The 23,112-nt window shown below is 66.7% G+C and carries 28 protein-coding genes; 17 read left to right on the plus strand and 11 right to left on the minus strand.

The annotated features are described in order from the left end of the window. Positions 1–85: 85 nt before the first annotated feature. Both BLR24_RS09285 and BLR24_RS09290 read right to left on the minus strand, forming a co-directional pair. Positions 86–1,078, minus strand: coding sequence for a Bug family tripartite tricarboxylate transporter substrate binding protein (locus tag BLR24_RS09285; protein ID WP_254787220.1), 993 nt, complete (start codon positions 1,076–1,078; stop codon positions 86–88). A gap of 41 nt (positions 1,079–1,119) precedes the next feature. Beyond that, the gene (locus BLR24_RS09290; protein WP_093016004.1) at positions 1,120–1,560 is read right to left on the minus strand and encodes an OsmC family protein; all 441 of its coding nucleotides are present in this window, start codon (positions 1,558–1,560) and stop codon (positions 1,120–1,122) included. Between the two features lie 226 nt (positions 1,561–1,786). Here BLR24_RS09290 and BLR24_RS09295 point away from each other — a divergent pair, with 226 nt between their 5' ends. Together BLR24_RS09295 and BLR24_RS09300 are read left to right on the plus strand one after the other, a co-directional pair. Then, a complete protein-coding gene (locus BLR24_RS09295; RefSeq protein WP_093016007.1) occupies positions 1,787–3,487 on the plus strand; it encodes a long-chain fatty acid--CoA ligase in 1,701 nt (566 codons plus the stop codon). A gap of 76 nt (positions 3,488–3,563) precedes the next feature. Next, positions 3,564–4,082 carry a thermonuclease family protein gene (locus BLR24_RS09300; RefSeq protein ID WP_093016328.1) on the plus strand — a complete coding sequence of 173 codons (519 nt, stop codon included), beginning with the start codon at positions 3,564–3,566 and terminating at the stop codon, positions 4,080–4,082. Positions 4,083–4,122: 40 nt separating this feature from the next. Here BLR24_RS09300 and BLR24_RS09305 read toward each other — a convergent pair whose 3' ends face one another. Further along, a complete protein-coding gene (locus BLR24_RS09305; protein ID WP_093016330.1) occupies positions 4,123–5,469 on the minus strand; it encodes an NAD(P)/FAD-dependent oxidoreductase in 1,347 nt (448 codons plus the stop codon). 166 nt (positions 5,470–5,635) lie between these two features. Here BLR24_RS09305 and egtB point away from each other — a divergent pair, with 166 nt between their 5' ends. From egtB to BLR24_RS09335, 5 genes are all read left to right on the plus strand, one after another. Then, positions 5,636–6,886 (plus strand): ergothioneine biosynthesis protein EgtB, encoded by a 1,251-nt coding sequence (gene egtB / locus BLR24_RS09310; protein ID WP_093016010.1) that lies wholly within the window; start codon positions 5,636–5,638, stop codon positions 6,884–6,886. A 3-nt stretch (positions 6,887–6,889) separates the two neighbouring features. Next, a complete protein-coding gene (egtD, locus tag BLR24_RS09315; protein WP_093016014.1) occupies positions 6,890–7,894 on the plus strand; it encodes an L-histidine N(alpha)-methyltransferase in 1,005 nt (334 codons plus the stop codon). Between the two features lie 688 nt (positions 7,895–8,582). Continuing rightward, a complete protein-coding gene (locus BLR24_RS09325) occupies positions 8,583–8,867 on the plus strand; it encodes a DUF427 domain-containing protein (RefSeq protein ID WP_055799097.1) in 285 nt (94 codons plus the stop codon). Next, a complete protein-coding gene (locus BLR24_RS09330) occupies positions 8,864–9,613 on the plus strand; it encodes a 2OG-Fe dioxygenase family protein (protein WP_093016017.1) in 750 nt (249 codons plus the stop codon). The genes BLR24_RS09325 and BLR24_RS09330 overlap by 4 nt, the downstream gene beginning before the upstream one ends. A gap of 107 nt (positions 9,614–9,720) precedes the next feature. Further along, on the plus strand, positions 9,721–10,161 hold the full coding sequence (locus BLR24_RS09335) for a universal stress protein (protein ID WP_055799091.1): 441 nt from the start codon (positions 9,721–9,723) through the stop codon (positions 10,159–10,161). Here BLR24_RS09335 and BLR24_RS09340 read toward each other — a convergent pair. Beyond that, positions 10,148–10,819: an RluA family pseudouridine synthase gene (locus BLR24_RS09340; RefSeq protein ID WP_093016020.1), complete on the minus strand. Its 672-nt coding sequence runs from the start codon at positions 10,817–10,819 to the stop codon at positions 10,148–10,150. The genes BLR24_RS09335 and BLR24_RS09340 overlap by 14 nt on opposite strands. A gap of 67 nt (positions 10,820–10,886) precedes the next feature. On the opposite strand from BLR24_RS09340, the gene BLR24_RS09345 reads away from it, so the two are divergent. Next, positions 10,887–12,161 carry an MFS transporter gene (locus tag BLR24_RS09345; RefSeq protein ID WP_302848489.1) on the plus strand — a complete coding sequence of 425 codons (1,275 nt, stop codon included), beginning with the start codon at positions 10,887–10,889 and terminating at the stop codon, positions 12,159–12,161. A gap of 24 nt (positions 12,162–12,185) precedes the next feature. On the opposite strand, the gene BLR24_RS09350 is transcribed toward BLR24_RS09345, so the two are convergent. From BLR24_RS09350 to BLR24_RS30670, 3 genes are read right to left on the minus strand one after another with little or no spacing between them, the layout of a single operon-like run. Next, positions 12,186–12,467 carry a 2Fe-2S iron-sulfur cluster-binding protein gene (locus tag BLR24_RS09350; RefSeq protein WP_093016026.1) on the minus strand — a complete coding sequence of 94 codons (282 nt, stop codon included), beginning with the start codon at positions 12,465–12,467 and terminating at the stop codon, positions 12,186–12,188. Further along, positions 12,464–12,775 (minus strand): VF530 family protein, encoded by a 312-nt coding sequence (locus BLR24_RS09355; protein ID WP_093016029.1) that lies wholly within the window; start codon positions 12,773–12,775, stop codon positions 12,464–12,466. The genes BLR24_RS09350 and BLR24_RS09355 overlap by 4 nt, the downstream gene beginning before the upstream one ends. After that, entirely contained in the window at positions 12,772–12,921 is a 150-nt protein-coding gene (locus tag BLR24_RS30670) for a hypothetical protein (RefSeq protein ID WP_015866429.1), read from the minus strand. The genes BLR24_RS09355 and BLR24_RS30670 overlap by 4 nt, the downstream gene beginning before the upstream one ends. 93 nt (positions 12,922–13,014) lie before the next feature. Between BLR24_RS30670 and BLR24_RS09360 the strand changes: the two genes are divergently transcribed. Together BLR24_RS09360 and BLR24_RS09365 are read left to right on the plus strand one after the other, a co-directional pair. Beyond that, on the plus strand, positions 13,015–13,533 hold the full coding sequence (locus tag BLR24_RS09360) for a GNAT family N-acetyltransferase (protein ID WP_093016032.1): 519 nt from the start codon (positions 13,015–13,017) through the stop codon (positions 13,531–13,533). Between the two features lie 108 nt (positions 13,534–13,641). Continuing rightward, positions 13,642–14,550 carry a DUF808 domain-containing protein gene (locus BLR24_RS09365; RefSeq protein ID WP_093016034.1) on the plus strand — a complete coding sequence of 303 codons (909 nt, stop codon included), beginning with the start codon at positions 13,642–13,644 and terminating at the stop codon, positions 14,548–14,550. A 34-nt stretch (positions 14,551–14,584) separates the two neighbouring features. Here the strand turns inward: BLR24_RS09365 and BLR24_RS09370 are convergent, their stop codons facing one another. Further along, the gene (locus tag BLR24_RS09370; RefSeq protein WP_093016037.1) at positions 14,585–14,788 is read right to left on the minus strand and encodes a hypothetical protein; all 204 of its coding nucleotides are present in this window, start codon (positions 14,786–14,788) and stop codon (positions 14,585–14,587) included. Between the two features lie 41 nt (positions 14,789–14,829). Continuing rightward, positions 14,830–16,017 carry a lactonase family protein gene (locus BLR24_RS09375; protein ID WP_093016040.1) on the minus strand — a complete coding sequence of 396 codons (1,188 nt, stop codon included), beginning with the start codon at positions 16,015–16,017 and terminating at the stop codon, positions 14,830–14,832. 110 nt (positions 16,018–16,127) lie between these two features. On the opposite strand from BLR24_RS09375, the gene BLR24_RS09380 reads away from it, so the two are divergent. Genes BLR24_RS09380 through BLR24_RS09390 form a run of 3 tightly spaced genes read left to right on the plus strand, consistent with a single transcriptional unit; the run spans position 16,128 to position 17,742 of the window. Beyond that, positions 16,128–16,400 (plus strand): DUF2164 domain-containing protein, encoded by a 273-nt coding sequence (locus BLR24_RS09380; RefSeq protein WP_093016042.1) that lies wholly within the window; start codon positions 16,128–16,130, stop codon positions 16,398–16,400. A 52-nt stretch (positions 16,401–16,452) separates the two neighbouring features. Beyond that, on the plus strand, positions 16,453–16,884 hold the full coding sequence (locus BLR24_RS09385; protein WP_093016046.1) for a hypothetical protein: 432 nt from the start codon (positions 16,453–16,455) through the stop codon (positions 16,882–16,884). A gap of 60 nt (positions 16,885–16,944) precedes the next feature. Further along, positions 16,945–17,742 (plus strand): enoyl-CoA hydratase/isomerase family protein, encoded by a 798-nt coding sequence (locus tag BLR24_RS09390; protein ID WP_093016049.1) that lies wholly within the window; start codon positions 16,945–16,947, stop codon positions 17,740–17,742. On the opposite strand, the gene BLR24_RS09395 is transcribed toward BLR24_RS09390, so the two are convergent. Beyond that, a complete protein-coding gene (locus BLR24_RS09395) occupies positions 17,743–18,399 on the minus strand; it encodes a glutathione S-transferase (protein WP_093016332.1) in 657 nt (218 codons plus the stop codon). It abuts the gene before it with no gap. A gap of 116 nt (positions 18,400–18,515) precedes the next feature. Between BLR24_RS09395 and zigA the strand changes: the two genes are divergently transcribed. Beyond that, a complete protein-coding gene (zigA, locus tag BLR24_RS09400) occupies positions 18,516–19,709 on the plus strand; it encodes a zinc metallochaperone GTPase ZigA (RefSeq protein ID WP_093016053.1) in 1,194 nt (397 codons plus the stop codon). Between the two features lie 10 nt (positions 19,710–19,719). On the opposite strand, the gene BLR24_RS09405 is transcribed toward zigA, so the two are convergent. Further along, entirely contained in the window at positions 19,720–20,187 is a 468-nt protein-coding gene (locus BLR24_RS09405) for a Fur family transcriptional regulator (RefSeq protein WP_093016056.1), read from the minus strand. Between the two features lie 109 nt (positions 20,188–20,296). Between BLR24_RS09405 and BLR24_RS09410 the strand changes: the two genes are divergently transcribed. The 3 genes from BLR24_RS09410 (at position 20,297) to gshA (ending at position 23,041) form a co-directional block, all read left to right on the plus strand. Beyond that, complete coding sequence (locus BLR24_RS09410; RefSeq protein WP_093016059.1) at positions 20,297–20,962, plus strand: alpha/beta hydrolase; 666 nt, start codon at positions 20,297–20,299, stop codon at positions 20,960–20,962. A 50-nt stretch (positions 20,963–21,012) separates the two neighbouring features. After that, positions 21,013–21,324 (plus strand): putative quinol monooxygenase, encoded by a 312-nt coding sequence (locus BLR24_RS09415; RefSeq protein ID WP_093016062.1) that lies wholly within the window; start codon positions 21,013–21,015, stop codon positions 21,322–21,324. A gap of 160 nt (positions 21,325–21,484) precedes the next feature. Next, a complete protein-coding gene (gshA, locus tag BLR24_RS09420) occupies positions 21,485–23,041 on the plus strand; it encodes a glutamate--cysteine ligase (RefSeq protein WP_093016065.1) in 1,557 nt (518 codons plus the stop codon). Positions 23,042–23,112: the final 71 nt, after the last annotated feature.

Raw genomic sequence — 23,112 nt, forward strand, 5'->3', positions numbered from 1 at the left:
AGCTTTTGTGCCAACTGGTATGCAAGATATGTGCACCGAAATGGGTAGCGGCTGCGCACAAGCCGCCCAAAATGCGGGCGTTTGGTCAGTCCATTCGGGCGCCCGAAGCCTTCACCGCCTTTTCCCAGCGCGGCATTTCCGTCGCCAGGAAGCGCGCGAACTCCTCGCTGCCCAGGAAGGCCGGGTCCGCGCCCTGGCTCACCATGCGCTCGCGCACCTCGGGGCTGGTCAACACCTGCCTGAACGCGTCGCTGAGCTTGGCGACAACGTCCCTGGGCGTGTCCTTGGGCGCAAGAAAGCCGTAGAAACCCACCACCTCGAAGCCCTTGATGCCGGATTCGATGACGGTCGGCACGTCGGGAAGGGCGGGGTTGCGTTCGCGGCTGGTCACGGCCAGGGCGCGCACCTTGCCTTGCTTGTGGTAGTTGGCGGCCTGCGGAATCGACTCTGCCATGAACTGCACCTGCCCGGCCATCAGGTCGGTAAAGGCTGGTGCACTGCCGCGGTAAGGTATGTGCACCATGAAGATGCCGGTCGCGGTCTTGAACATCTCGGGCACCAGGTGGCTGATGCCGCCGTTGCCGGCCGAGCCGTAGTTGACTTGGCCGGGCCGCGCCTTGGCGTAGTCGACGAACTGCTTGAGGTCTTGCACCGGCAGCTTGGGCGTGACCAAGAGGGCGAGGGGCTGCATCGCGGTGCGCGCGATGGGCACGAAATCGCGCTGCGTGTTGTAGGGCAGCTTGCTGTAGAGCGCGCCGTTGATCACGGCCACGCCGGTGTTGGCAAGCAGCAGGGTGTAGCCGTCGGCCGGGCTCTTGGCGACCGCATCGGCGCCTACCGAGCCGCCCGCGCCGGGCTTATAGTCGACGATCAGCGGCTGGCCGAGCACGGCCTGCAGCTTGTCGGTCAAGAGGCGCGCATGCTGGTCGAGCGGGCCACCGGCCGGAAAGCCGATGACGACCTTGATCGGCTTGTCGGGATAGGCGGCCTGTGCAAGGCCACCCACGCCGAACGATGCGAACGACGCGACTGAAAAGGCCGCCAGGATGGCGGCGCGGACCGGGTGGCGGTGGGCCATGGATCGTCTCCTCTTGTAGTGGAGACGATCATAAGCAGCGCTCAGCCCGCGAGCGTGGCCTTCAGCGTGATCTCCGGCACGCTGGCCAGCGCCTTCGACAACGGGCATCCGGCCTTGGCGGCGGCCGCGATCTGGTGGAACTTGGCTTCGTCGAGCTTTGGCACGGCGGCGTCGAGCTCGAGCGCGATGCGGTCGATCTTGAAGCCTTCGCCGTCCTTGGCCAGGCGCACAGCGGCCTTGGTGTCGATCCTGGTGGCGGTGAAGCCCTCTTTCTCGAGCGCGAAGGCAAAGGCCATCGTCAAGCAGGCCGCATGGGCCGCACCGACGATCTCCTCGGGGTTGGTGCCGCGCTTGTCGTCTTCGAAGCGGCTTGCGAAGCCGTAGGGATAGTCCTTGAGGGCGCCGGTTTCGGTGCTGACCTGGCCTTTGCCGGTCTTGCCGGCGCCTTCCCAGTGAACGCTTGCGTGCTTGTCTGCTGGCATGAAATCTCTCCTTCATAGGGGTGACGGTGGGGGGAGCCGAAGGTTCGCGCGGAATGCCGCGCTTGTCTGTAGTCGCAAGGCGCGTGCGGTGCGGATCGCGGCGTTGAAACAAATGGGCGTCGCCAAGGTGACGGCCCCGGGGGCTTCCCCGATGGGAGCGGCGGACGGGCCGCCTTAGGCTGCGGACTGTTCCTTTTTCTCTCCCTTCGACCGACTGCCCCCGACCATGCAACAACGCCCGCACTACAAGTTCTGGCCCAAGCGCCTTCCGCATTCGATTACCGTGCCCGCAACCTCGCTCTGGCACAACCTCGCGACATCGGCGGCGCGCTATCCGGACAAGGCTGCGCTGGTGTTCTTCGGCCGCGTGGTGAATTACCGCGATTTCGCCGACCAGGCCGAGCGCCTCGCCGGCACGCTGCATGCCATGGGCGTGAAGCGCGGCGACCGCGTGGTGCTGAACATGCAGAACTGCCCGCAGCTCGTGATTGCGCATTTCGCGATCCTGCGTGCCAACGCGGTGGTGGTGCCCGTCAACCCGATGAACCGGTCTGAGGAGCTCAAGCACTACATCGTCGACCCCGACGCCAAGGTGGCCATCACCACCGGCGACCTGGCCGGGGAGCTGGCCAAGGCCAGCAATGCGCTCCCGCCAGAGCAGCAGCTGGCCCACATGATCGTGACCCAGTTCACCGATGCCTTCGACGCCGACGCGAACGGCGACGACGCCCCCGCGCCGGCATGGAAGGAATGGCTCACCACGCGCCATCCCCTGCCCGAACTGGCGGGCGGCAAGGCTATGGGCTGGACCGACGCGATGGCCGCGGGCCATGCCGCACCCGAGCACGTGGTGGGCGCCAACGACATGGCGCTGCTGCCCTACACCAGCGGCACCACCGGCCTGCCCAAGGGCTGCGTGCACCATCACTCGAGCCTCATGCACAACGCGGTGGCTGGTCAACTCTGGGGCCAGGCTACGTCGGAAGCGGTGGTGCTGGCCGTGGTGCCCATGTTCCACATCACGGGCGTGGTGAGCATGATGCACACCTCTATCGTCGCGGGGGGCACGCTGGTCATCATGCCGCGTTGGGACCGCGACGTGGCCGGGCGCCTCATCTCGCGCTGGAAGGTGACGAGCTGGACCAACATCCCGACCATGGTGATCGACCTCATGGCCAGCCCCCACTTCGCGAGCTACGACCTGTCGAGCATCACCCACATCGGCGGTGGCGGCGCGGCCATGCCGCAGGCCGTGGCGCAGCGCCTCTTCGAACAATACGGGCTCAAGTACCAGGAGGGCTACGGCCTCACAGAAACCGCGGCGCCATCGCACACCAACCCGTCGGACAACCCCAAGCAGCAGTGCCTGGGCATTCCGTTCATGAGCACCGATGCGCGCGTGGTCGATCCCGACACGCTGGCCGAAATGCCCATCGGCGAATCGGGAGAAATCATCATCCACGGCCCCGAGGTGTTCCAGGGCTACTGGAAGCGCCCCGACGCCACCCGTGCCGCTTTTGTCGAGTTCGAAGGCAAGCGCTTCTTCCGCTCAGGCGACATGGGCCGCATGGACGAGGATGGCTATTTCTTCATCACCGACCGGCTCAAGCGAATGATCAACGCGAGCGGCTTCAAGGTGTGGCCGGCCGAGGTCGAACTGCTGATGTTCCGCCATCCGGCCATCCAGGAAGCTTGCGTCATCTCCACAAAAGACAACTATCGCGGCGAATCGGTCAAGGCCGTGGTGGTGCTGCGCGCTACGCACAAGGACACCACCGAGCAGGAGATCATCGACTGGTGCCGCGAGAACATGGCCGTCTACAAGATCCCGCGCAAGGTGCAGTTCGTCGACGCGCTGCCCAAGAGCGGGAGCGGCAAGGTGATGTGGCGGCTGCTGCAGGAAGACGAGACCGGCAGCGCCGCGTAACAGCGGGTTCCTGCCCCGGCGCCCCTGCACTTCGCGCCGAGAATCCGTGCCTTTGATTGCCACGGTTTCTCCGCTCATGCGCTTGCGCTTTTTCCCCGTCATCTGCCTTGCGCTTTTGCCCCTGCTGTCGCAGTCCGCCCCTCGAACCTGCCTGGTGGTCGGCATCAGCGACGGCGACACGCTCACCGCGCGCTGCGGCCGCTTCGGTTCCTACGAAGAGGTCAAGGTGCGCATTGCCGCGATCGACGCACCTGAAAGATCGCAGCCGTATGGCCAACGCAGCCGGCAGGCGCTGAGCCGCCTCTGCTATTTCGAGCAGGCCGTGATTGAGGAGCGCGACACCGATCGCTATGGCCGCACGGTCGCCGATGTGAGCTGCAAAGGGCACGACGCGGGCACCCATCTGGTCACTGAAGGCTGGGCCTGGGTGTACGACTTCAACGGAATCGCCACGCGGCGCGGCGGCGGGTTGTTCAAGCTGCAGGACAGTGCGCGCACGCAGGGCCTGGGGTTGTGGGCGGGTGCCAGGCCTACGCCGCCTTGGGAATGGCGGCGGCGCCAGCGCGAAAGCCAATCGAGCGACTTGCTGTTCTGAGCCCTGCCGCGTCCGTCCGCTGGCGGGTCATGCGCTGGTCCTACGACTCGCTCCTGCCCTGCACGTCCGCCACCACGCGCGCATTGCGCTGAAAGCTCCAGTAGGCGCTGGCCCAGTCCATCATCACCACGATGCGGTTGCGGAAGCCGATCAAGAAATACGCGTGCGCAAACAGCCAGAAGAGCCATGCCAGGCGACCGCTGAAGCGCAGCGGCCCGAAGGGCGTGCCCAGGTCCACCACCGCGGAGTTGCGGCCGATGGTGGCCAGGTTGCCGTAGTCGCGGTAGCGGAAGGGCACGGTCGGCTCACCCTTGATGCGGTGCAGAATGTTCGCGGCCGCCGCGCGGCCCATCTGCTTGGCGCCGGGCGACACGCCGGGCACCGGCTTGGGCGGCTTGCCGGGCGCATGGCTCAGGGCCGCGGCAAGGTCGCCGACCACGCTGATCTCGGGATGGCCGGCCAGGCTCAGGTCGGGCTCGACCTTGATGCGGCCGGCGCGGTCGCACTCGACACCGGTCGCCTCGCCCAGCATGCGGCCGAGCGGAGACGCCGCGACACCCGCCGCCCACACCACGCAGCTGGTGTCGATGCGGTAGCCGGTGGCCGGCGTGCCATCCGTCCCCCCGCCTGACTGCACTTCGAGCCCGGTGGCATCGATGGCCGTAACGCGGGCGTTGAGCCGCACCTCGACGCCGAGCTTTTCCAGTTGATCCAGCGCTTTCTGGCTCAGGCTCTCGGGCATGGCCTGCAGCACGCGCGGCCCGCCTTCGATCAGCAGCACCTGCGCGCTACCGGGGTCGATATGACGGAACTCGCCGGAGAGCGTGTGCTTGGCAATCTCGGCCAGCGTGCCCGCCATTTCGACACCGGTCGGCCCGGCGCCGATCACCGCGAAGGTGAGCAGGGCGCGGCGGCGCTGCGGGTCGGTGGCGGTTTCGGCCGCCTCGAACGACATCAGCACCCGGCGGCGGATCTCGAAGGCATCGGCCAGCGTCTTGAGGCCGGGCGCGACGGGCGCCCATTCGTCGTGGCCGAAATAGCTGTGCGTGGCGCCGGCCGCGACGACCAGGTGGTCGTACGGGACGCGGTTCCCGTTGGCCAAATGCACCGCGTGCGCCGAGGTATCGATGGCGCTCACTTCGCCGAGCAGCGTGGTGATGCGCGGCTGCTGGCGGAACAAGGTGCGCACCGGCGCCGCGATCGACGGTGCGGCCAGCCCGGCGGTCGCCACCTGGTAGAGCAGGGGCTGGAACAGATGGTGGTTGGTCTTCTCGATCACCGTCACGTCTACGTCGGCGCTTTCGAGCTTGCGGGCGGCTTCGAGCCCGCCGAATCCGCAGCCGACGATGACGACACGGGGGCGGGCGGAGGCGTTGTTCGTTTGCATCGAGCGGATGATACGCAGGCGCCCTGCACGCCAGCCCATCTTGTGCCAAAGTGGCTGCCCCACCGATCGGGCGGCCCCCGCAGCATAGGGCAGGGCGGGCACTTGTCCTACGTGATGCGGCAACACCGATCGGCTACAAATTGCGGTTGACCCGACTGGAGACACCATGACGCTTTCCCGGCCGATCACCCAGGCGGCAAGCGCACTGCGCGACAGGTTTCGCGAAGTGCGCGCCGCCAGCCTGGCACTCGCCGCGCCGCTCTCCGCCGAAGACCAATGCATCCAGTCGATGCCCGACGCGAGCCCGACCAAGTGGCACCTGGCGCACACCACGTGGTTTTTCGAAACCGTGCTGCTCCAGCCGCACGCCCCGGGCTATCGGCCGTTCGATACACGTTTTCATTACCTCTTCAATTCGTACTACGAGGCGCTCGGCCCGCGTCACCCACGGCCGCAGCGCGGGCTGCTCACGCGGCCTTCAGTCGACGAGGTGCATGCCTACCGCGGCCATGTCGACGAAGCGGTGCTCAGGCTGCTCGACAGCGACATCGGCGACCAGGACTGGGCCACCATCGAGCCCATCGTCACGCTCGGCCTGAACCACGAGCAGCAGCACCAGGAGCTCCTGCTCACCGACATTCTTCATGCGCTGTCATGCAACCCGCTGCTGCCGGCCTACAAGCCCGCCGCCGGGCCCGCGTTGCGGCTTGCCGCCGTGCCGCCGGCGATGCGCTGGCTTCCGCAGCCAGGCGGGATGGTGCAGGTGGGCCATGAAGGACAAGGCTTTGCCTTCGACAACGAAACGCCGCGTCATCAGGCACTGCTGCAGCCCTATGCCATTGCCGACAGGCTGGTGAATTGCGGCGACTACGCGCAGTTCATTGCCGATGGCGGCTACCAGCGGCCGGAGCTCTGGCTCTCCGACGGTTGGGCTGCCGTGCAGGCGCAGGGTTGGCGGCACCCCGCGTACTGGATCGAGGCCAACGACCCGCGGCTCGGAACCCAGCAGCAACAGGGCGGCTGGCAGGTCTTCGGCCTGCACGGCGTGCGGCCGATGGAGGCCGATGCACCAGTGTCGCAGCTCAGTTTCTACGAGGCCGCCGCGTACGCCGAATGGGCCGGCGCGCGGCTGCCCACCGAGTTCGAATGGGAGGCCGCCTTCGACGCGCCCGGCATTTCTCAAATGGCCGGCCATGTCTGGCAGTGGACGCGGTCCTCCTATGACCCGTACCCCGGGTTTCGGCCCATGCCCGGTATCGCGGCCGAATACAACGGCAAGTTCATGGTGGGTCAACTGGTGTTGCGCGGTGGCAGCGTCGCCACCCCGGCCGGGCACACGCGGCCCAGCTACCGCAACTTCTTTCCGCCGGCCGCGCGCTGGCAGTTCTCGGGGCTGCGGCTCGCGAAAGACGTCTGAATCATGCGCAATCCAACATCCTCGTCCTCCTTTTCGTTTGCCACCGCCGCCGCGCAGCAGCAGAAGCGCCAGCCCACTGCGCCCGTGCCGCTCTCCGAATTCGGCCGCGAGATGCAGGCTGGTCTTGCGCGCAAGCCGCGCCGGATTTCGCCGAAGTATTTTTATGACGCGGCGGGTTCGCAGCTGTTCGACCGCATCTGCGAATTGCCCGAGTACTACCCCACGCGCACCGAACTGCGCATCCTCGGCGAATGCGCCGGGGAGATCGCCGGGCAGATCGGTCCCGGCGCGGAAATTGTGGAGTTCGGTGCCGGCTCGCTCACCAAGGTGCGGCTGCTGCTCGATGCGCTCGAATCGCCCCGGCGCTACCTGCCCATCGACATCTCGGGGGAACACCTGGAGGCCGCCGCCGAGCGGCTGAAGGCGGACTATCCGCAGCTCGCGGTACAGCCGATTGCGGCCGACTACACGATGCCCCTGGTGCTGCCCACGCCATTGCCGGGCGCGGGCAAGCGCGTCGGCTTTTTCCCGGGCTCGACCATCGGGAACTTCGAGCCTGACGAGGCCTTGGCGTTTCTGCAGCTTGCGGCGCGGATGCTCCGCGGCGGAGGGCTCCTGATCGGCGTCGATCTGGTGAAGGACCCGGACCGGCTGCATGCGGCCTACAACGACGCGCAAGGCGTGACCGCCGCGTTCAACCTCAATCTGTTGCGGCGTGCGAATGCCGAGCTCGACACCGATTTCGATGTCGACGGCTTTGCGCACGCGGCGTTCTACAACGCACCGAAGCAGCGCATCGAGATGCATCTTGTGAGCCGGCGCGACCAGGCGGTTTCATTGAACGGTGAGCGGTTCGGGTTTGTCGAGGGTGAGACGATTCATACGGAGTACTCGCACAAGTTCACTGTGGAGGGGTTGAGGGCGCTGGCTGTGAAGGCGGGGTTTCGGCCTTTGGCGGTTTGGACGGATCCTGAGAGGCTTTTTAGTGTGCATTGGTTGGGGGCCTGATTTGTTTGTTGGGTTGGTTTGCTTCCCGAGGCCGGGATATCCGCCCGGCGGCGGACTTACTTTCTTTTGCTTCGCCAAAAGAAAGTAAGCAAAGAAAAGGCGACCCCTACTGTCTGCGTCCCTTCGCTTCGCTACGGGAAACCTGCGGTGCTCGACTCCAGCGGGGGTCCGCAGAACTCGCTTCGCTCAAACAGCTGCGGCCCTGATCCCGCCTCCATCTGCGCTCCTCGGCGCATACAGAAGGGGTGGGAGCGGGTGGCCTTCGCTCTCGCTCGGCCCCAAGACCAACAGCCAATTCAATACAGACAGCCAATCCCAGCCACCGCGGCGCGCAGCGCCGCGGTGGCCTGGTGGCCGAGCGAAGCAAAGGCCCGTTCGGTTTCCAAGCCCCTCTGTATGCGCCGAGGAGCGCAGGGTTTCGCGGATCAGGGCTCGCAGCTGTTTGAGCGAAGCGAGTTCTGCGAGACCCCGCGAAACCCGAGCACCGCAGGTTGCCCGCAGCGAAGCGAAGGGTCGCAGACAGTGGGGTCGCCTTTTCTTTGCTTACTTTCTTTTGGCGAAGCAAAAGAAAGTGAGTCGCCCGCCGGGGCGACACCCGGCCTCGGGAAGAAAAAAGGCCACTACACCCGGACAGAAAGCTATGCCAAAGGCAGAGGGCACAATATCCCTTCCCCGTGGAGAGCAAGACATGAAAGCAACCTGGAACGGCGTCACCATCGCCGAAAGCGACGACACCGTGCTCGTCGAAGGCAACCACTATTTCCCGATGAGCGCGCTCAACCGCGACCACGTCACCTTCAGCAACCACAAGACCACCTGCCACTGGAAGGGCACAGCCAGCTACTACTCGCTGCTGGTCAACGGCGAACTCCACACCGACGCCGCCTGGTACTACGCCGATCCAAAGCCCGAAGCCGAGGAAATCCGCGACCGCGTGGCATTCTGGAAAGACGTGAAGGTCAGCGCCTCGTGACCACGGCCGCGTTCGCACCGCCGTTCATCCAGCCGGGCGAACTGCCGGCCGCCCTGCGCGAACAAGGCTATGCGGTGCTGAGCCCGCAGGGCGTGAGCGATTGGCTCGGCGTGCCGCTCGCGCAGCTCGAGGGCCTGCATGCCGACTGGAACGATCTTCCACCGGACGAATACCTGAAGGACGGCGGCCGCTACCGCACGAGGCGCCACGCGTGCTTCACCGTCGAAGGCAAAGCGATCGCGCAGGTGCCGCACCGTGCGCACTGGCAGCCGGTCGAATACAACGCGCTGCATGGCGGCATGCAGCGCTGGTTTGCGCCCATGCACGAGGCCACCGTGGCGCAGCCGGTATGGCAGCGCCTGCTGCAACGCCTGGGCGAAGCGGCCAGCGGCATGCGCGGCACCAAGGCGCAGCCATGGTTCGTCGAAGCGCATCAGTTCCGCATCGACACGGCGGGCGGCATCGGCCGGCCCACGCCCGAAGGCGCGCACCGCGACGGCGTCGACCTGGTGGCGGTGGCGCTGGTCGGACGCAGCGGCGTCAAGGGCGGCGAGACGCGCGTGTTCGAGGCCAACGGCCGGCGCGGCGAGCGCTTCACCATGACCGAGCCGTGGACGCTGCTGTTGCTCGACGACGCACGCGTGATCCACGAGTCCACGCCCATCCAGCCGCTCGACGAGGGTACCGCCGGCTGGCGCGATACCCTTGTGGTCACTTGCCGCGCTCAGGGTTTCCAGGGGGATTGAGCCTGCTGGCTTGAGTCCTACAGTCACGCCTCCGCGCAGGGGGTAAATTCGAGGGACGGTTCGGTTGCGAGCCGCGTCTGTCCGCGAACGATAAAGTGAGGTCCGCCATGTTCAATCACATCCTGGTTCCGATCGACGGCTCCGAAACTTCCATGCTCGCGGTCAGCAAGGCCAGCGGCCTGGCGCTGGCGTTCGGGAGCCGGATTACGCTGATCCACGTGATCGACAACTATCCCTTCATCGGCGTGGGGGCGGACTACGCATTGGGCCAGAACGAGTACCTGGCGGCGGCCACCGCGAGCGCGAATGCGGCGCTGGCGCGAGGCGTTGCGGCACTTGCGGCCGAGGGCCTGCACAGCGACCAGCGCGTGATCGACGGCCACGTGGTGCACGAAGGCATCGTCGACACCGCCATTGCCATCGCGGCCGACCTGATCGTCATGGGTTCGCATGGCCGCAGTGGCATCGAGAAGCTGCTGCTCGGCAGCGTCACGCAGCGCGTGCTGCAGGACGCGCCCATGCCCGTGCTGGTGGTCAAGGGCGGCTGAGCAGCGAGAAGTCCGGAGGGCTTTCGAATCGAAGGGTCTGCTGCGTCGCCGGATGCACGAAGCCCAGTTCGCTCGCATGCAGCAGCAGGCGCGGCGCACGCGCCTGAACCTCGGCACTGCCATAGAGCGCATCGCCCAGAATCGGATGGCCGATCGAGAGCAGATGCACGCGCAGCTGGTGCGACCGGCCCGTGAGCGGCTCCAGCAGCACGTGCGTGGCAGCGGCGAGGTCGCCTGCTGGCGATGAGTCCAATGCTCGCCAGCGCGTGATGCTGGGCTTGCCCGCCGGGTCGACCTTCTGCAGCGGGCGCCGAGGCCAGTCGGCCATCAGCGGCGCATCGATGACCGACCATTCGTCTCGCACCGGCATCGCGCCATCCACGATGGCTTGGTAGCGCTTATGCACCAGGCGGTTGGCAAAGGCGTCGCTGAGCGCACGCTGCATGGCGCCGCCGCGCGCCATCAGAACAAGTCCGCTGGTGGCCATGTCGAGCCGGTGGACGATCAGGGCGTCGGGCCATTGCTGCATGGCGCGCGCGCTCAAACAATCCTGCTTGTCTTCGCCGCGGCCGGGCACGCAGAGCAGACCGGCGGGCTTGTTCAGCACGAGCAGGTGCGCGTCCTGGTAGATGAGTTCGATGAGATCGGTGTCCGGCATGGGTGCCGAGAGTGTAGAGAGCCCACGCTCATGCGCGGCTCATGGAGCCTGGGCTATCCTCGAACGAATGTCCGGCCCTGCTTCCGCCCCCGCTTCTGGCTCCCCGTCACCGAGTTTTTCCGAACTCACGCGCGAGCGCCCCTTCATGCGGATGTGGGTGGCGCGCCTCTTCGGTACCGCGGCCTCGCAGATGCTCATGGTGGCGATCGGCTGGCACATGTACGAGCTCACCAGCAGCGCCTGGGACCTCGGGCTCGTGGGCCTTTACCAGTTCGTTCCCGCGCTGTTGCTGGCGCTCCTGGCCGGCCACGTGGTCGACCGCCATCACCGGGGCCGCATCGTGGCGGCCTGCTTCGCGGTGCAGGGGCTGGTGGCGCTGGTGCTGCTGCTCGCGGTGGTGCAGCGCTTCGACACACGCGGCCTGCTGCTGGGCCTCTCGCTGGTGCTGGGCGCTGTGCGGGCCTTTCAGATGCCTGCGCAGCAGGCGCTGACGCCGCTCCTGGTGCCGCCCACGATGCTGCCACGCGCGATGGCCTTCAGCTCGGCCGGCATGCAGGGCGCGATCATCGGCGGGCCGGCCCTCGGCGGCCTGCTTTTCGTGGCAGGCATGCAGGTGGTGTACGGCGCCAGCGTGCTGTGCTTCGCGGTGGCCTGCGGCCTCGTATTGCGGCTTCGCTATGCCCATACGCCGGCCGCCCGCGAGCCGGTCACTCTTGCCACCGTATTCGCCGGCGTCGATTTCATCTGGAGGCGCAAGCCGGTGCTCGGCGCCGTTTCGCTGGATCTTTTCGCGGTGCTCCTGGGCGGTGCGGTGGCGCTGCTTCCGATCTACGCCAAGGACATCCTGCACACGGGACCCTGGGGGCTCGGCCTGCTGCGCGGGGCGCCGGCGGTGGGTGCGCTGGTGATGTCGATCGCGCTCACGCGCCGGCCCATCGAGCGCAACATCGGTCGCACGCTGCTGATGGCCGTCGGGCTCTTCGGGCTGTGCATGGTGGTGTTCGGAATTTCCCGCAGCTTCATCGTCTCGCTGATCGCACTGGTGGTGTCGGGCGGCGCCGACATGGTCAACGTGGTGATCCGCCAGACCCTGGTCCAGCTCGAAACCCCCGATGCCATGCGCGGCCGCGTGAGCGCGGTCAATTCGATCTTCATCGGTGCGAGCAACCAGCTGGGCGAGTTCGAATCGGGCGCTACCGCAGCGCTCCTGGGGCCGGTGGGTTCGGTAGTGGTGGGCGGCGTGGGCACCATGATGGTGGCGCTGGGCTGGTTCAAGCTGTTCCCGTCGCTGGCGCAGCGCGATCGGCTGGTGGTCGCGATGCCGGCGGCGGCCATCAAGTAGGGCGAAGCTGCGCGGCGGCCTTTTTCAGAACACCGAGAACGCCTTGGGCGCATCGATCGTGAGGTCGCCCTGCGCCTCGGCCACGCAGGGGAGGATCCAGCCCTCGGCTTTCTCGTCGGCGCTCAGGCCGGGCCATTCGATGACGTGGCGGATGGCGCCCGACACCAGCTGGCAGATGCAGGTGCGGCAGGTGCCGTTGCGGCAGGAGCTCGGCATCTCGATGCCGGCCGCCTCGGCCGATTTCAAAAGCGTGGTGCCGGCCTCGGTCTCGAAACCAAGGCCCGACGGCTCGAGTCGAACCCTCATTCCTGTGGCGGCGGCTGCTGCTGTTGTTGCTGCTCGCGGCGCTGTTCGCGCAGCATGAAGAGATAGAGGCTCTCGACCTTCTCGCGTGCCCAGGGCGTCTTGCGCAGGAACTTGAGGCTGGAGCCCACGCTCGGGTCGATCGCGAAGCAGCGGATGGGAACCAGCTCGCTGAGCCGCTCCCAGCCGTAGTAGTCGGCCAGCGCCGTCACGATGGCCTCCAGCGTGAGCCCGTGCAGCGGGTTGCGAGGCTGGGCCGGCTTGGCGGGCGCCGGTGGCGGCACAGGCCCCGCTGGTGCCTCTTCGGTCACTTGTTCTTGAGTTTGCCGCGCGGAATCACCGCCGTGGTGATCGTGCGGACGGGCTCGATGCCGCCGGTGCCTACCGGCTTGGGCGGTGAGGTGTCCTTCTTCGGTTTCTTGGCTTCCTTGTTTGCGCGCTGTTGACCTTTGGCCATATCGACTCCTTTTGATGCTGCGTATGCGGCGTAAGTAGCGGGCAGTTTAGCGGTGCGGCGACAATACGCGGTTCCATTTGATTTTCCGCATCCATGTCAGATTACGAAGTTCGCCCCGCCACCATGCGCGACGCCAAGGCCGTCGCCGAAGTCCACGCCCTGGCCGCCAAGGCTGCCTACGAAGGCATCCTGCCCGAAGAAGAGCTGCGCTTGCTGGCTCCCGCCTCGCGCGAAGCCAAGTGGCGCGAAGCCATCGAGTTCAGCGAGCCGCAGGTGCAGGTGGCAGTGCTCGACGGCGAAATCGTCGGCTTCGTCGGTTTCGACCGCTCGCGCGACCCCAAGACGCCGTCCACCACGGGCGAGATCTGGGCTATCTACGTCAAGCCCGAGCACTGGGGCAAGGGCATCGGCGTCGCCCTCTGGGACGCCGCGCGTGAAGGCCTCGAGGAGGAGGGCTGCACCACGGTCACCGTATGGGTGCCCATTCGCAACGACCGCGCCATGCGCTTCCATGAGCTCGCCGGCTTCAAGCGCGAAATGAAGACCGCCAAGACCACCGCGCTGGGCACCGTGCGGGTCGAAGAAATCCGCCTCAAGCGCAGCGTCGCCTGACGACTCGCCGCGGCCGGCGCGCCTTGACGCGCCCGCGTACGGGTATTGCCGGCGCGGGCCGCGCTTGCGGCTAAGCTCGCCGGTTCTTTTTTCCATACCGACCTTTCCATGGCCACCAGCCTGCTTCTGCTGCTCGACGACATCGCGACCGTCCTGGACGACGTCTCGATCCTTACCAAGCTCGCTGCCAAGAAGACGGCCGGCGTGCTCGGTGACGACCTTGCGCTCAATGCGCAGCAGGTCTCGGGCGTCAAGGCCGACCGCGAACTGCCGGTGGTCTGGGCGGTGTGCAAGGGCTCGTTCATCAACAAGGCCATCCTCGTTCCCGCGGCGCTGGCCATCGGCACCTGGCTGCCCTGGCTGGTGACGCCCCTGCTGATGATCGGCGGCGCCTTTCTCTGCTTCGAAGGCTTCGAAAAGCTTGCGCACAAGTTCCTGCACAAGAAGGAGCACGAGGCCGACACCGCGCGCCACGAGCGCGCCGTGGCCGACGAGACCGTCGACGTGGTGGCGGTCGAGAAGGACAAGATCAAGGGCGCGGTGCGCACCGACTTCATCCTCTCGGCCGAAATCATCGCCATCACGCTGGGCACCGTGCAGGGCCAGCCCTTCACCACGCAGCTTGCGGTGCTCGCGGGCATTGCGCTGATCATGACCGTCGGCGTCTACGGTTTGGTTGCCGGCATCGTGAAGCTCGACGACGCGGGCCTGTATTTGAGCCAGCAAGCCAGCAAGGCCGCGCAGGCTTTGGGGCGAGGCATTCTCGCTGCGGCGCCGTGGCTCATGAAGGGGCTGTCGGTTGCGGGCACCGCGGCCATGTTCCTGGTCGGCGGCGGCATTCTGGTGCACGGCGTGCCCGCGTTCGGCCATGCGGTCGAAGACTGGGCCAAGGCCACGGGCGGCGTGTTCGGCGCGCTCGGCTCGATGGGGGTGAACGCAGGCATCGGCATCGTGGCGGGCGCCATCGTGCTGGCGGGCGCGGAACTCGTGGGCAAGCTGCGCGGCAAGAAGGCCTGAGCCCTTGCGGGCTGCGGGCCGGTTCTTGCCCGCGCTATTTGCCGCGCTGAAAGAGGCCGACCGCCACCAGCGCCACGCCCAGCGCCAGCGCGAACCAGCCGACCACGGAGGCGCCGGCCACCATATCGAACCAGCGCGTGCCTTGCAGGAAGCGCGGCGCCAGCAGAACGGCGGCACCGATCACGAGGCAGAGAATGCCGCGTTCCAGCGTGCGAAGTTGTCGTTTGGGTTGCGCCATGGCGTTGCGTTCAGGTCGGGTTGCGTTGAGCGTTCATTCGGTCAGTGCGACATTGTCCCGCGCATCGCGGCCGGATGCCCCTGCAACGGAAACGACTTGCCCGTCGGCACCAGCGTGTCGCCGTCCACGCGCAGGATCGTGATGTCCTGGTCGATGAAGTTGCCCACGTACAGGTATTTGCCGTCCGCGCTCCATACGGCCCCTTCGGGCAGCCCGCGCACCACCACCTCGTTGGCACGCGTCACCTTCTTGCCGTCGATCTTGAGCAGCACCACCGAGCCGTTGCGGTTGTAGAAGTAGGCGTTCTTCGCCGCGTTGCTGCCGCGCAGGAGCACGGCCACGGCATGCCGGCCGGTCGGGCTCACGGCCAGGCCTTCGGGGCCGTCGCCCACCACCACCTTGTCGACCACACGCGGCGGCGTAGCTTCCAGATCGATCACGCTCACCGTGTCGATCTGCCCGTCCGACGCGCCCGAGTTGCCGTTGTCTGCCGTGAGCGCAAGCTTGCCGTCCGGCGTCACGTCGACGTTGTAGGGCCAGAGGCCGGCCGCAAGATCGACCTTGTTGTAGCTGACCTTCTCGCCGTTCACCTCGAGCAGCGCGATCTTGTGGGTCGGGAACTTGGCTGCGAGCGCGCGCTTGCCGTCGGGCGTGAAGCGCACGTGCGCCACCGAATCGTTCATGGCGACGGTATCGATCAGCGTCACCTTCTTGCCCGCGATGCGCAGCACGCTGACCGAGTTGTCGGCGCGATTGGCCACCAGCGCCAGGTCGCCCGCGCGGTTGATCGACAGGCCCGAGGGCTGCTTGCCCACGGTGAGCGTGTCGATCAGCCTGGGCGGCGTGGTGGTCAGGTCGATCACGAAGAGCCGGTTGTCGGGCACCTGCTTGCGCACGCCGTTCTCTTCCACCACGTTGAGCGAGTTGGCGACCAGCGCCAGCGTTTCACCGGGCGTGATCGCAAGGTTGGTCGGCGGGCCGGCAATGGTGTTGTCGAGCTGCAGCGTGCCGACGAGCTTCGGTGCGAGTGGGTCGGTGCCGATGTCGAGCACCTGGACCGTGTCGCGGCCCATCGGGCCGAGGATCACAGCACCGGCGTCGCTCCACGACTGCTTTTCGTCGTTCGCCACCAGCATCAGCTGGCGCTGCGGCACGGTGGGTGTCAGGTTGGTGCAGCCGGCGAGAGCGGCCAGGGCCAGGGCGGCCAGTGCAGCCGGATGGAATTTCATGAAGCGGTCTCCGTGTTGTAGGTCTTTGTGCTGCGAGCCGCGCGCGGCCGCAGCGCATGGTAGCGGCACAATGGATCGGCCCAATTTCCAGGAATCGAAGAGCAGTCCGCATGACCATCGAAATATCCAAGGAAGCGCGCCAGCAGGCCATCGCCTCGATCGAGCGCTACTTCAACGAGAACATGGAAGAGAAGATCGGCAATATCGCGGCCGGCGCGCTGCTCGGTTTCTTTCTTGAAGAGGTCGGCCCCATCGTCTACAACAAGGCCGTGGCCGACGTGCAGGAGCGCCTCCAGTCGCGCATTTCGGAGGTCGATCTCGAAGTGCACGAGGACGAATTCCAGTACTGGCGCAAGTTCGACCGGCCGAAAAAAGGCAGGTAGATGTGGCGTCCGCCACGAAAAGATGCTTCCAGACGTTGCAAAATCCCGAGCCATGCAATCACACCGCACGCCCAACCGTTTCGCGCCTACGTCCTCGCGGCTTCGCACCTTCGTCGCCTTGCCGCTGTTCATGCTGGCCGTATCCATCGCCAGTGCACAGCAGGCGCCTTCGGACTTCCCGTTGGACTCGGTCGGCTACCTGAACGAAGAACTACCTCGCATGGAGGCGGCCATTGCCGCCAGGGACCGCAGCTTCTTTCAGGGTGCGATGGCACGCACCGTGCAGTTTTCAGAGCGCTGGGGCTTCAAGGCACAGGCCAATCCCGACCTCGCGAAGTACCCGATGTGCACCGAGGCGGTGATGGACTATGTGGTGGTCGGCATGTGCAAGCTGAATCCCTCGGGCGACGGGTGCGACCCCGGGCTGGCATCGCGCTTCGAGACCAATGTGCAGCGCTGCCGCGAGGTCGCCGCGCGAAAATAGGCGTCCCGTCTTTCGACAAAAAACAAAGTCCTCGCATGCAGTGCGAGGTGGAGACACGCCATGGACTACGCCCGCTACCAGACCCTTGCCATCACGCGCCGCGGCATCGGCGATGCGGTGCTCGACATCCAGATGCGCGCGACCAACGGCAAGCTGCCCACGGCAGGCCATGACGGCCATCGCGAACTGGCCGAAATATGGCGCGACGTGTCGGCCGACGACACGGTGCGCTGCGCGGTGCTGCGGGGCGAGGGGCTGGGCTTCTCGGGCGGCGGCGACCTGGCCATGGTGCAGGACATGACCACGGACGACGCGGTGCGCCAGCGCGTCTGGAAGGAAGCGCGCGACCTCGTCTACAACCTCATCAACTGCGACAAGCCCATCGTGAGCGCCATGCACGGCCCGGCCGTGGGTGCGGGGCTGGTGGCGGGCCTGCTCGCCGACATTTCCATTGCCAGCAAGGGCGCGAAGATCGTCGACGGCCACACGCGCCTGGGCGTAGCCGCGGGCGACCATGCAGCCATTGTCTGGCCGCTCTTGTGCGGCATGGCCAAGGCCAAGTACCACCTGCTGCTGTGCGAACCGGTGAGCGGCGAAGAGGCCGAGCGCATCGGCCTGGTGTCGCTCGCGGTGGACGAGGCCGACCTGCTGCCGCGGGCCTACGAAGTGGCCGACCGGCTCGCGGCCGGCAGCCAGAGCGCGATCCGCCTCACCAAGTACGCGCTCAACAACTGGTTGCGCCAGGCCGGGCCGACCTTCGACGCTTCGCTGGCGCTCGAATTCATGGGCTTCGCGGGCGCCGACGTGCGCGAAGGCGTGGCCTCGCTGCGCGAGCGGCGGGCGCCGAACTTCGGCTGATCAGGCCGGCGGGTAGACGACGCCGGTTTCGCCGGGGATCCACGGCGTGTACTTCCACATCGCACGCTCGAACAGCGGCGAACCGGTCCAGCCCGCGAGCCAGGCGCGCAGCAAGGGCCACGGCTGGCTTTCGAACCATGCGGGCTCGACCATTGCGAACTGCCGCACGAAGGGCATGACGGCCGCATCCGCCAGCGAGGCCCGCGCGCCGAAAAGCTGCCCGGAGTCGGAGAGCCGCGCCTCCAGATCCAACAGAAACCGGACGCCCAACTCGCGCGCATCGGCGGACGAACCCTCGAAACGCGCCGGGTACTTGTAGCGATCGAGCCGCGGCTTGAACTGGTCGTCGCACTCAGCCACGAGCGCGAGCATGTCTGCGAGCGTTCCAGCGCCGGGCTCCAGCCAGCGCAACGGATCGTTGCGGCGCAGCGCCCACAGCATGATGTCTAGACTTTGTTCCAGCACGGTGGCATTGGGCAGCACAAGCACCGGCACTGTGCCCTTGGGCGACGCCGCGAGCATCTCGGCGGGCTTGTTCTTCAGCACTACCTCTCGCAGCTCGCAGCGCTCGCCGCTCGCGGCCGCCGCCAGGCGCGCGCGCATTGCGTAGGGACAGCGGCGAAAGCTGTAGAGAACGGGCAGGGCGGGGTTTTGCATCGCGCGCAAGAGTCTATGCCGGTCGGCACGGCAGTGAAAAAGCCGATGCCCCACCAAACGCAACATGGTTGCATTGCTTCCTATAATGCAATTCTGTTGCATATATAGCCATACCCATGACCGACCGCCTTCCCGTCACCGTGCTGTCCGGCTTTCTCGGCGCCGGCAAGACCACGCTGCTCAACCACATCCTGCACAACCGCGAGGGGCGTCGCGTGGCGGTCATCGTCAACGACATGAGCGAGGTCAACATCGACGCGGCTCTGGTGCGGGCCGGCGGCGCCGAGCTTTCGCGCACCGACGAGAAACTGGTCGAGATGAGCAACGGCTGCATCTGCTGCACGCTGCGCGAAGACCTCCTCGTGGAAGTTGGCCGGCTCGCGAAGGAAGGGCGCTTCGACCAGCTCGTGATCGAATCGACCGGCATTTCGGAGCCGCTGCCGGTGGCCGAGACCTTCACCTTCGCGGGCGAGGACGGCAAGAGTCTTGCCGACGTGGCGCGCCTGGACACCATGGTCACCGTGGTCGATGCCTTCAACTTCCTGCGGGACTACGGCTCGCCCGACAGCCTGGGCCAGCGCGGCCAGTCGCTGGGCGACGAGGACACCCGCACCGTGGTCGACCTGCTGATCGAGCAGGTCGAGTTCTGCGACGTGCTGGTGGTCAACAAGACCGACCTCGTCACGGCCGAGGAGCGCGAGCGCCTGATGGCCATTCTGCGCAGCCTCAACCCGCGTGCGCGCATCGAGGCCTCGGAGTTCGGCCGCATCGCGCTCGACCGCGTGCTCGACACGGGCCTGTTCGACTTCGAGCAGGCTGAACGCGCGCCCGGATGGCTGGCGGAACTGCGCGGCGAGCATGCGCCCGAGAGCGAGACCTACGGCATCGGCAGTTTCGTCTACCGCGCGAGGCTGCCGTTCCATCCCCAGCGCTTCTGGGAGCTGGTGCAAAGCGAATGGGAAGGCGTGGTGCGTTCCAAGGGATTCTTCTGGCTCGCGAGCCGCGCCACGCGGGCAGGCTCATGGTCGCAGGCCGGTGGCGCCTGCCGCCATGGGGTCGCCGGCCTGTGGTGGGCCGCCGTGCCGCGCGAGCACTGGCCTTCCGACGAGGACGCGCTCGAAGCCATCCGCAAGAACTGGGACCCGGACACCGGCGACGCACGGCAGGAGCTGGTGCTGATCGGCATCGGCATGGACGAACCCGGCCTGCGTGCGCGGCTCGATGCCTGCCTGCTGACGGAGAGCGAAATGCGCTACGGCGCTTCGTGGTGGACCAACTTTCCCGATCCGTTTCCGTCCTGGAACGTGTAGCTCCTGGGCTTCAGCCCCTGCATTCCCCGCAGGTGCCGTGCAGCGTGAGCGCGGTGTGGCGGGTGTCGATGCCCTGCTTGCGCAGTTCCCGGCCCAGGCGGCTCATCACCTTGGGCAGCTCGGGGTCGGAGGGCAGGGCCAGCACCTTGTGGCACTGGTCGCATTCGAAGATGTTGCCCGAAGCGGCCTCCACGTGGCGCGAAAAGCGGTTGACGCGGTCCGCGCCCACACGGCGGTCGCACAGGCCCGCTTCGACCAGGCGGTCGAGCACGCGGTAGATGGTCACGCGGTCGGGCGCCTCGCCGGCGGCGGCGGTGTAGGCGGCAACCACGTCGTCGTGCGTGAGCGGCTGCGAGGCGCGCGCGAGCAGTTCCACCACGGTTTGCGCGGCGCGCGTCACGCGCAGGCCGCTCTGGCGCAGCAGGGTTTCGCTGTCGGGCGGCGTGGCGGCGAGAGGGGGCTTCGGATGCAGGCTCATGGGTTCTTCACGGAACCGCCATTGTGTTGCATTCCGTGAGACCGCGCCCCGCCCGGCCCGAATGCGCTAAGGTCTGGTTTTTTGCGTCTCTGAATACCTTCTACCGACCATGTCCCGCTCCCCGATCGAAATCGAAACCGCTCCCCATCCCACCGCCACGGTGATCGTGATGCACGGCCTGGGCGCCGATGGAAACGACTTCGTGCCGATTGCCAACGAACTCGACCTGTCGAGCGTGGGCCCGGTTCGCTTCGTGTTCCCCAATGCCCCGGTCATCCCGGTCACCATCAACGGGGGCTACCAGATGCCGGCGTGGTACGACATTGCCGTGGCCGACCTGGCCGCGCGCGAGGACGAGGCGGGACTGCGCCGTTCGCAGGCCACTATCGAGACACTCATCGCCAACGAGAAGGCCCGCGGCATCGCGGCCGGCCGCATCGTGGTGGCGGGTTTTTCGCAAGGCTGCGCCATGGCGCTGATGACCGGCCTGCGCCACACCGAGCGGCTGGCGGGCATCGTCGGGCTCTCGGGCTATCTGCCCATTGCGGCCACCACCGCAGCCGAGCGGCACGCGGCCAATCACGAGACCCCGGTCTTTTTGGCCCATGGCCGGCAAGACCCGGTGGTGCCGCTCCAAAGGGCGCTGCAGTCGCGCGACGCTCTCATCGCGCTTGGCCATCCCGTCGAGTGGCACGAGTACACGATGGCGCATTCGGTCTGCATGGAGGAAATTGCCGACCTGAACCGGTTTCTTCTGCGCGTTCTGGCTTCCTGACGCTTTTTTCGACACCTTCACCCATACGCGACAAAGCAGGAGACGACACCATGATCCTCGTCATCGGGCACGCCATGGCCAAGGCAGAAACCCTGCACGCAATGCTGGCCATCAGCGTGGAGCATGTGCTGCGTTCGCGCACCGAACCCGGCTGCATCTCGCACGAGGTCAGCACCAATGTGCAGCAGCCGCTGCGGCTCACCTTCGTGGAGCGGTGGAGCGACATGGCAGCGCTGAAGGCGCATTTCGGCGTCGAGGCCTCGCGCGCGTTCGCGAAGGCGCTGGCCGCCATGGCCGACGGCATGCCGCAGATCTCCGTCTACGAGTGCAACGAGATCGATCTTGGAGAAGGGCGCGACTGAGGTTCGCGGATCGAATCCAGGAGGGCGCCGAATCCCATGAACTCAGCTATCAAAACCGTAGCGCCGTGCGGCCTAGCGGAAGTCGGGATTCCCTGCACCAGCAATGCCCGCGCGGCCGTGCTACCTTCCAGCCCCTCAGAGAATGACGGGTCATAACAATATGAGCAGCAGATTGCAAGAAAGGTTGAGTGCACTCTCGACCGCGCGGTTGAAGGGAATGCGGCGCGGCATCGAGAAGGAAAGCCTGCGCGCGCTCCCGGACGGCAAGCTTGCGCTCACGCCCCACCCGATCGCCCTCGGGTCTGCGCTGACCCATCCGCACATCACCACCGACTTCAGCGAGTCGCAGCTCGAGCTCATCACGGGCGTGCATGCGGGTGTCGAGTCGGCGCTCGAGGAACTGACCCGCGTGCACCAGTTCACCTACCGCGTGCTCGATTCGCTCGGCGACGAGGGGCTCTGGGTGTCGAGCATGCCCTGCGGCCTGCCGACCGACGAAACCATTCCGATCGGGCGCTACGGCTCGTCGAACGTCGGGCGCGCCAAGAGCGTCTACCGCATGGGCCTGAGCCACCGCTACGGCCGACGCATGCAGACCATCTCGGGCATTCACTACAACTGGTCGCTGCCCGACGTGTCGAGCGAACAGTATTTCGCGCTCATCCGCAACTTCCGCCGGCATGCCTTCCTGCTGCTGTACCTGTTCGGCGCATCGCCGGCGCTGTGTTCGAGCTTTGTCGCGGGCCGTCCGCACGAGCTCCAGGCGCTGGGCGATGGCAGCATGTACATGCCGCACGGGACCTCCCTGCGCATGGGCCGGCTCGGCTACCAGAGCGACGCGCAGGCCTCGCTGGCCGTGAGCTACAACAGCCTCGAAGGCTACGCCGCCTCGCTGCAGGACGCACTCACGCGGCCGTGGCCGGCCTACGAGGCCATCGGCATCCAAAACCTCGGCGGCGACTACAACCAGCTGGGCACCAGCCTGCTGCAGATCGAGAACGAGTTCTACGGCACCATCCGGCCCAAGCGCGTGATCAACCCCGGCGAGCGTCCGCTGCATGCGCTGCGCGAGCGCGGTGTCGAGTACGTGGAGGTGCGGCTGATGGACCTCGACCCCTTCGAGCCGGTGGGCATCAATGCACAGACGATGCGCTTCCTTGACGTGTTCCTGCTGCAGTGCCTTCTGAGCGACAGCCCCGCCGACACGCCCAAGGAAATTGCCGAACTGGCCCACAACCAGCATCTCACCGCCGCGCGCGGACGCGAGCCGGGCCTGCAACTGCTGCGCGGTGGGCGCGACGTTTCGCTGACCGACTGGGGCGTGGAACTGGTCGAGCAGTGCCTGCCCATCGCCGCGGCGCTTGACGCTGCAAATGGCGGCACGCAGCATGCCGACGCGGTTCGCGCGGCGCTTTCCGCCTTGCAGAACCCGGACAGCCTACCCTCGGCGCGCGTGCTGGCTGCCGTCGAGGAGCGGCACGGCAACTCTTTCATCGGCTTCGTGCGGGCCCAGTCCGAACAGACCCGCGCCACGCTGCTGGCGCTGCCGTTCTCGGCCGAGCAGCAGGCCGCGTTCGAGCACATGACCGAAGAATCGATCCAGGAGCAGAAGCGCATCGAGGCCGCGGACACCATGCCGTTCGAGATCTATCGCGAGCAATACGTCTCGCCGGCACGCCTGGGGTTCGGCCGCGGCCGGATGGCCGTCGCGGCCTGACCCGTCCCTGTCCTACGCGTCTCACCGTCACGCAGCCCGCCTGACGACAGCGGCGGGGGCCGATGGCCTAC

This window comes from Variovorax sp. OV700, from assembly GCF_900099805.1.
Classification (GTDB): domain Bacteria; phylum Pseudomonadota; class Gammaproteobacteria; order Burkholderiales; family Burkholderiaceae_C; genus Variovorax.